Source organism: Streptomyces sp. XY431 (assembly GCF_001279805.1).
GTDB lineage: Bacteria > Actinomycetota > Actinomycetes > Streptomycetales > Streptomycetaceae > Kitasatospora > Kitasatospora purpeofusca.
Map to the genome: position 1 here is coordinate 21098 of NZ_LGDO01000030.1, position 6940 is coordinate 28037.

Genomic DNA, 6940 nt, shown 5'->3' on the forward strand with positions numbered 1-6940 from the left:
GCCCCTCGTGCGGACGTGCGGCGCCCTGTTCGGTCGCGAATCCGACCATTTCTGTCCGGGGTGTGACACCGGAGGCGCGGGCGGCGCTGATGGACACGAGGGGGCCCACCGGCCGGTCCGGACGGTCCCGTCGCTCCCACCACCCATGACGAACGGTGATCATGCACGCCACCCGCACCACCCGTACCACCCGCGCCATAGTCACGGCCGCGGCCGCCGGTCTCCTGACCCTCTCCGCGGCGCCCTCGGCGTTCGCCAGCGTCGATATCTACACCGTCCCGGTCCACCAGGGCCTCCCCGTCACCGCGGCCGGCTTCGGCGAGCACGAGGCCAAGTGCGGCTCGATCGGCCCCGGCCAGGACGGCTGGCACTTCGTCCTCCCGGGCAACTCGACGGACTTCGTCAAGCTCACGGTCGCCTTCGACAACGGCACCCCGCAGGTGGTCACCGCCTTCGGTCCGCCCACCACCAAGCACGCCTACGTCGCCTCCGCGCCTGGTGCCAAGCTGACCTCGGCCAGCGCAGAGGTCCGGGGCGGCGAGGTGAAGTGGTTCAACCTGTCGCACACCTGCCCGGCGACGGACACCAAGCCGTCCACCCCGCCGTCCACGCCGCCGGTCACCGCGCCGGTCACGCCGCCCGTCACGCCGCCCGTCACGCCGCCCGTCACCCCGCCGGTCACGCCGAAGCCGTCGACGCCGGCGCCGTCGGGCTCCACCGCCCCGGCGGGCACCGCCTCGCCGAGCACCACGGTGTCGCCGGGCGCCACCTCGTCGGCGTCGGCGCCGGCCTCCAGCAAGCCCGCCACGAGCGGCAGCGCGTCGGCCTCCCCGTCGGCCGTCCCGACCGTCCCGGGCGGTTCGACGGCGGCCGCGGCCGCCACGGGTTCGTCCTCGCCCTCCGCCTCCGTTGCGGCCGGCTCGGACAGCCTGGCCTCGACCGGTGCGAACATCGGCCTGACCCTGACGGCCGCCCTCGGGCTGCTCGGTGCGGGCACCTTCCTGGTCGTCCGCCGCCGCAAGGCCGCCCGGCACTGACCTGAGCACCGTCCGCGCCCCGCTCCGGGGCCGATGACGTCGGGGCGGGGCCACCCGGCCCCGCTCCGGCGCCGTCCCGCTCCTCCGTCGTGCTCAGGCCGCCGCTCCCGGCGCGGCCGGCTGTTCGGCGTCGCCGAAGCGGGCCAGGGTGAGGGCGCCGAGGACGGCGGCGAGGAAGCCGGTGACGGCCAGCGGGGCGAGGTCGTGCCGGGTGTGGTCGCCGAGGAGGAGGACGCCGATGACGGCCGGGCCCAGGGTCTCGCCGAGGACCATGGCGGCGGTCGCGGCCGTGACCGACCCGGTCTGCATGGCCCAGGTGAGGGCGGCGAAACCGCCGAGGCCGGCCAGGGCGATCGCGTAGGCGGAGGGTTCGGTGAGCAGGTCCGGCAGCCGGGGGTCGGGCAGGACCCGGACGGCGACGCCGACCACGCCGAACTGGAGACCGGCCACCAGACCCAGCAGCGGCGCCCGGCGGTGGTCGGTGAAGCGGACCACGGCCCAGCCCGCGCCGATCAGCAGCAGCGAGGCGAGCAGCACGCCGAGCCGAAGCGCCGTGCCGCCCCGGCCGGGGCCGTCCCGCCCGGCGCTCACCGCGAGCACGCACAGCCCCGCGCAGACCGCCACCACCCCGGCCCACTCGCTGCGCCGCAGCCGCACGTTCAGCACCCGGGCGGCGCCGACGGCGGTCACGGCGAGGGCGGAGGCCAGCACCGCCTCGACCTCGTACAGCGGGAGCCGGTCCAGGGCGAGGAGTTCGGCGCCGAAGCCGAGCATGTCCATCCCGACGCCCACCAGGAACGGCCACTGCCGGAACGCCCCGGCGAGCGCCGCCGCCCCGCCGGGCGGCAGCCCGGCCGAGGCGCGACGGGCCCCGACCGCCTGGAGCACGGTGGCGGAACCGGTGAGCAGGGCGGCGGCCAGGGCCGCGAGCAGGCCGAAGGACATGCGCCGACGGTACGGTCGGTCGCCGCCCCCGCTCCGCTCCGGCACGCCGGGAGGAGGGCCTACGATTCCGGTGGCCGGTACGTCTCCGTGCGGAGCCGTACCGTGTCCGTCCGTCATCACCGTCATCACCGTCATCACCGTCATGCTGTTGTGCTGAAAGGGGCCCCAGAGTGGCCAGTAGTGTCGAGACGCTGGAATTCCAGGCCGAGACCCGGCAGTTGCTCCGGCTGGTGATCCACTCGATCTACTCGAACAAGGACATCTTCCTGCGCGAGCTGATCTCCAACGCCTCCGACGCGTTGGACAAGCTGCGACTGGAGTCGCTGGCCGGCTCCACCGTCGGGGCCGACACCTCGGACCTGCACATCGCCCTGGAGGTCGACCGCGACGCCCGCACGCTGACCGTCCGTGACAACGGGATCGGCATGAGCCGGGACGACCTGGTCGACCTGATCGGCACCATCGCCAAGTCCGGGACCGCCGGGCTGCTGGAGAAGATCAAGGAGTCCCAGGACGCCGCCGCCGCGCAGAGCCTGATCGGACAGTTCGGCGTCGGCTTCTACTCGGCGTTCATGGTCGCCGACAAGGTCACCCTGCGCACCCGGCGGGCCGGTACCGACGCCGGTACCCAGTGGGAGTCCGACGGCGAGGGCACCTACGAGCTCCAGGCCGTCGACGGCCTGCCGGTGGGCACCTCGGTCACGCTGCACCTCAAGCCGGTGGACGGCGAGGACGGCCTGGCCGACTACCTGGCCGGGTGGAAGATCCGCCAGATCGTCAAGCAGTACTCGGACTTCATCCGCTGGCCGATCCGGATGGCTGCCGAGGGCACCGCGAGCACCGGGAGCACCGGGAGCACCGGGACCGACGAGGACGCCGCCGCCGAGCCCGCCGTCGAGCCCGCCGTCGAGACGCTCAACTCGATGAAGGCGCTCTGGGCCCGGCCGCGCAGTGAGGTGACCGAGGCCGAGTACACCGAGTTCTACCAGCAGATCAGCCACGACTGGCTCGCCCCCGCCGAGACCATCCACATGCGCGCCGAGGGCACCTTCGAGTACGAGGCGCTGCTCTTCGTCCCCGCGCAGGCGCCGTTCGACCTGTTCTCGCGCGAGACCAAGCGCGGCGTGCAGCTGTACGTCAAGCGGGTGTTCATCATGGACGACTGCGAAGCGCTGATGCCGAACTACCTGCGCTTCGTCAAGGGCGTGGTGGACGCCCACGACCTGTCGCTGAACATCTCGCGGGAGATCCTGCAGCACGACCGCCAGATCCAGGCCGTGCGGCGGCGCCTGGTCAAGAAGGTCCTCGGCGCGCTCAAGAGCGTGCAGGCCAACGACGCCGAGCGCTATGCCAAGCTGTGGGACCAGTTCGGCCGGGCGCTGAAGGAGGGCCTCGTCGAGGACCCCGACAACTCCCAGGCCCTGCTGGAGCTGCTGTCGCTCCCCTCCACCCACGACACCGAGCGGCCCACCACCCTGCGCGAGTACGTGGAGCGGATGAAGGAGGGCCAGGACGCGATCTACTACCTGACCGGCGAGACCCGGGCCACGGTGGAGAACTCCCCGCACATGGAGGCGTTCACCGCCAAGGGCTACGAGGTGCTGGTCCTCAGCGACCCGATCGACGAGATCTGGGCCGACCGGATCCCCGCCTTCGACGGCCACCGCTTCCAGTCCATCGCCAAGGGCCAGGTCGACCTGGACGAGGCGGCCGGCGAGGACCAGGAGGCCGAGGCCGAGCGGACCCGGCGCGAGCAGGACTTCGCCGAGCTGCTGCCCTGGCTGACCTCGGCGCTGTCCGAGCAGGTGAAGCAGGTCCGGCTGTCCTCGCGGCTGACCACCTCTGCGGCCTGCATCGTCGGTGACGCCGACGACATCTCCCCGACCCTGGAGAAGATGTTCCGGGCGACCGGGCAGGAGATGCCCCCGGTCCGGCGCACCCTGGAGCTCAACCCCGGCCATCCGCTGATCACCGCCCTGCGCACCTCGCACGCGGCCGACCCGGGGAACCCGGCGCTGACCGAGATCGCCGAGCTGGTGTACGGCGGCGCGCTGCTCGCCGAGGGCGGAGACCTGCCCGACCCGGCCCGCTTCACCCGGCTGCTCACCACCCACCTGACGCGGGGTCTGTAGGGCACGCGGGTGCGGCCCGCCGCCCCCCGGCGGCGGCCCGCACCCGGCCTCCCGGCGCCTCCCGCCGTCCGTCGTCGCCTCCGACCGCCCGCTGCCGCCTCCCACCGCCGCCCGTCCCGTCACCCCGGGGCGGGCGTAGTGGATCATGGATGGACGGCGGCGGACCTCGTCGCCCGAGATCGGGGCCGGGCGATCGGCGGCCCCGACCCGACGCGGCGCAGGGGCGGGGGTCTCATGGGGTGGTCGAGTGTGTCGGCGGCCGTCGTACCGGCGGCGGACCGGTTCGAGTGGTTCCGCGAGGCCGTCTCCGGCGAAGTGATGCCGCTGTCCATGACCACGGAGCACGCCGCCGACTTCCACGCCGACATCGCCGGCATGGAGCTGGGGCCGGTCCGCATGGCGTCGTTCGCCTACTCGCCGATCGTGGCGCGGCGCTCGGCGGCACACGTCCGGCAGGGCGATCCCGAGGACTACCAGCTGACCCTGGTGTCGGGAGGCTCCTTCCGGCTCTCCCACCTGGGCCGGGACGAGCTGATCGCCGGGGACATGGTGCTGGCCGACACCTCGCGTCCGATGGCGACCGAGTGCGTCGGCGCCGACGGACCGGTCCGGGCCCTGGTGCTCCAGGTCCCCCGGGCCGCGGTGCCGCTGCGCCCCGACCGGGTGGACCGGCTGCTCGCCCGGCGCATCCCCGCCCGGCGGGGCAGCGGGGCGATCCTCTCCGACTTCCTGAACACCCTTGTCCGCCAGGCGCCGCACTGCGCGGAGGGCGAGCTGGCCGGTCTCGGACCGGTGGTGCTCGATCTGGTCGGCGCCTGCCTGGCCCACCAGTTGGGAGCCCTGGACGAGGCGCCGGTCGACGCCCGCGCCAGGCTGACGCTGGAACGCGTCCTCGCGTTCATCGAGCACAACCTCGGCGACCCGGACCTCACACCCCGGCTGATAGCCGAGCGTCACCACCTGTCCCTGCGCGCCCTCTACGCGCTCTTCGAGGACCGGCCGGAGAGCGTCGCGGCCACCGTTCGCCGCCGCCGGCTGGAGCGGTCCCATGCCGACCTCGCCCGCCGGGACCTCGGCGACCTCGGGGACCTCGGCGACCGGTCCGTCCCGCGCGCCGTCCAGGCCGTCGCCGCCCGCTGGGGCTTCTCCAGCCACGCCGCGTTCAGCCGTGCCTTCCGCGAGCGGTACGGCATCACCCCGAGCGAGCACCGCGCCGGGGCCGGGGCCGGGGCCGGGGCCGAGGTCGAGGCCGATGCCGCGGACAGGGCGGGGGCCGGTGCGGACGGTCAGGCGGTGGGGGTGGGCCAGGGGACGTCGGTGGCGACCGGAGCGGCGTAGTCGACGCCCGGCACGGCGAAGCCGTAGAGGCGCTGGACCTCGGCGCGGAACCAGTCGAGGTCGGCGAGCCCGGTGACGGTGTCCGTGGTGGCGGCCCGCCAGCGTTCGGCCACGGCGGCCTGGACGGCGTCGGCGAGTTCCCAGCCGTCCAGCCGCACCCGGCCCTCCTCGTCGAGGGCGAGCGGGGCGGCGCCGGTGAGCTGGTCCCACAGGGCGGCGAGCTGGTGGACCGGCGGGACCATGCCCTCGCCGAGGACGCCGCGCAGCAGACCGGTGTAGAGGGCGATGCCGGGGACGGCGGTGGAGGACTGGGTGACGGCGGCGCCGTTGACGGAGGTGACGGCCCGTCCGCCCAGCTCCCGGCCGAGGCGCTCGTCCAGGGTCCGGGCGGTGGCCTCCAGGTGCACCTTGGCCGCGCCGATGGTGCCCTTGCGGTAGATCGCCTCGGTCAGCGGGGAGCCGATGTACGAGAGCGCGGCGGTGGTGAAGCCCTCGGCGAGCAGGCCCCGGCCGGCCAGGTGGTCGATCCAGCGCGCCCAGTCCGCGCCGCCCATCACGGCCACCGTCTGCTCGATGTCGTCGCCCTCGGCCGGGGCGGTCTCGACCTCGCGGACCTCCGCGGCGCCCTCGTCGTCGAAGACCAGGGTGCTGGTGCGGCTCGCCCCGCCGATCGGCTTGAGCACGGAGGCGTAGGTGGTACCGGTCCCGGGGTCGGTGCGGCGGGGTGCGGCCACCGAGTAGACCAGGTGGTCCAGCCGGCCGCCGAAGCGCTGCTGGAGGAGCTCGGCGACCTGGTCCTTCATCGGGTCGGAGAAGGCGTCGCCGTTCAGGAACACCAGGTCCCGTCCGGCCGCGCGGGCGAGTTCGGCGGTGGCGGCGGTGCGGTACCAGCCCGCCGTGGCGGTGCGGCGCTCGGTCGGGGCCTTCTCGAAGGACACCGCGATCCCGCGGACACCGGCCCGCTTGAGCCCGGCGACGGTGGCGGCCAGGCCGTAGCCGGCCGAGGAGCCGATGACCAGGGCGACCGGCCCGTCACCCTCGGGCGCCCGGGCCGGGGCGGGGCAGGCTTCCCACATGTCGGTCACCAGCTGTCGGCAGCCCGCCGGGTGGGCGTCGAGGAAGAGGAAGCCCCGGTTGCGGGGAGTGAGAACGCGCGGGGTCATGGTGGTACGTCCTGGGGGTCGGCCGGGGGTGGCGGGAACGAGGTGCGGCGTCCGGTGGGGACGCCGTGTGCTGCCAGTCTGCGGCGGCGGGGGTACGGACGTGGGCGGTGTCCGGGGACAACGATCATGAGCGGATCTTGGAGAGGTTGCACCATGGGCGGCCGGCGGGGAGCGGCCCGACGGACGGCGGGGGCCGGGTGGCGGGGGTCGAACGGCGGGGGGGGAAACCGCCCGGGGGCCATTTTTATGGGGAAAATGGGTTAGAAGTTATTTTTGGGGAATTTTTTGGGGTCCCCCGGGGGAAACACAAAACCCCCCCCCTTCT

Annotated in this window: 5 protein-coding genes; 3 read left to right on the plus strand and 2 right to left on the minus strand. The window is 74.1% G+C overall.

The genetic code is table 11. The features are described from left to right. The first annotated feature begins 161 nt into the window (after positions 1 to 161). Positions 162 to 1037, plus strand: coding sequence for a hypothetical protein (locus tag ADK60_RS05290; RefSeq protein WP_053643628.1), 876 nt, complete (start codon positions 162 to 164; stop codon positions 1035 to 1037). Positions 1038 to 1130: 93 nt separating this feature from the next. On the opposite strand, the gene ADK60_RS05295 is transcribed toward ADK60_RS05290, so the two are convergent. Further along, positions 1131 to 1982 (minus strand): hypothetical protein, encoded by an 852-nt coding sequence (locus ADK60_RS05295; RefSeq protein WP_053643630.1) that lies wholly within the window; start codon positions 1980 to 1982, stop codon positions 1131 to 1133. Between the two features lie 170 nt (positions 1983 to 2152). Between ADK60_RS05295 and htpG the strand changes: the two genes are divergently transcribed. Both htpG and ADK60_RS05305 read left to right on the plus strand, forming a co-directional pair. Continuing rightward, positions 2153 to 4114, plus strand: coding sequence for a molecular chaperone HtpG (htpG, locus tag ADK60_RS05300; protein WP_053643631.1), 1962 nt, complete (start codon positions 2153 to 2155; stop codon positions 4112 to 4114). Positions 4115 to 4348: 234 nt separating this feature from the next. Beyond that, positions 4349 to 5452 (plus strand): AraC-like ligand-binding domain-containing protein, encoded by a 1104-nt coding sequence (locus tag ADK60_RS05305; RefSeq protein WP_079008069.1) that lies wholly within the window; start codon positions 4349 to 4351, stop codon positions 5450 to 5452. Here ADK60_RS05305 and fabV read toward each other — a convergent pair. Beyond that, positions 5401 to 6615: an enoyl-[acyl-carrier-protein] reductase FabV gene (gene fabV / locus ADK60_RS05310; protein WP_053643635.1), complete on the minus strand. Its 1215-nt coding sequence runs from the start codon at positions 6613 to 6615 to the stop codon at positions 5401 to 5403. The two genes, ADK60_RS05305 and fabV, sit on opposite strands and share 52 nt — an antisense overlap. Positions 6616 to 6940 lie beyond the last annotated feature (325 nt).

Coding starts and splice junctions, on each gene's coding strand:
- ADK60_RS05290 (WP_053643628.1), top strand. CDS start 162: ATGCACGCCACCCGCACCACCCGTACCACCCGCGCCATAGTCACGGCC.
- ADK60_RS05305 (WP_079008069.1), top strand. CDS start 4,349: ATGGGGTGGTCGAGTGTGTCGGCGGCCGTCGTACCGGCGGCGGACCGG.
- fabV (WP_053643635.1), bottom strand. CDS start 6,615: ATGACCCCGCGCGTTCTCACTCCCCGCAACCGGGGCTTCCTCTTCCTC.
- ADK60_RS05295 (WP_053643630.1), bottom strand. CDS start 1,982: ATGTCCTTCGGCCTGCTCGCGGCCCTGGCCGCCGCCCTGCTCACCGGT.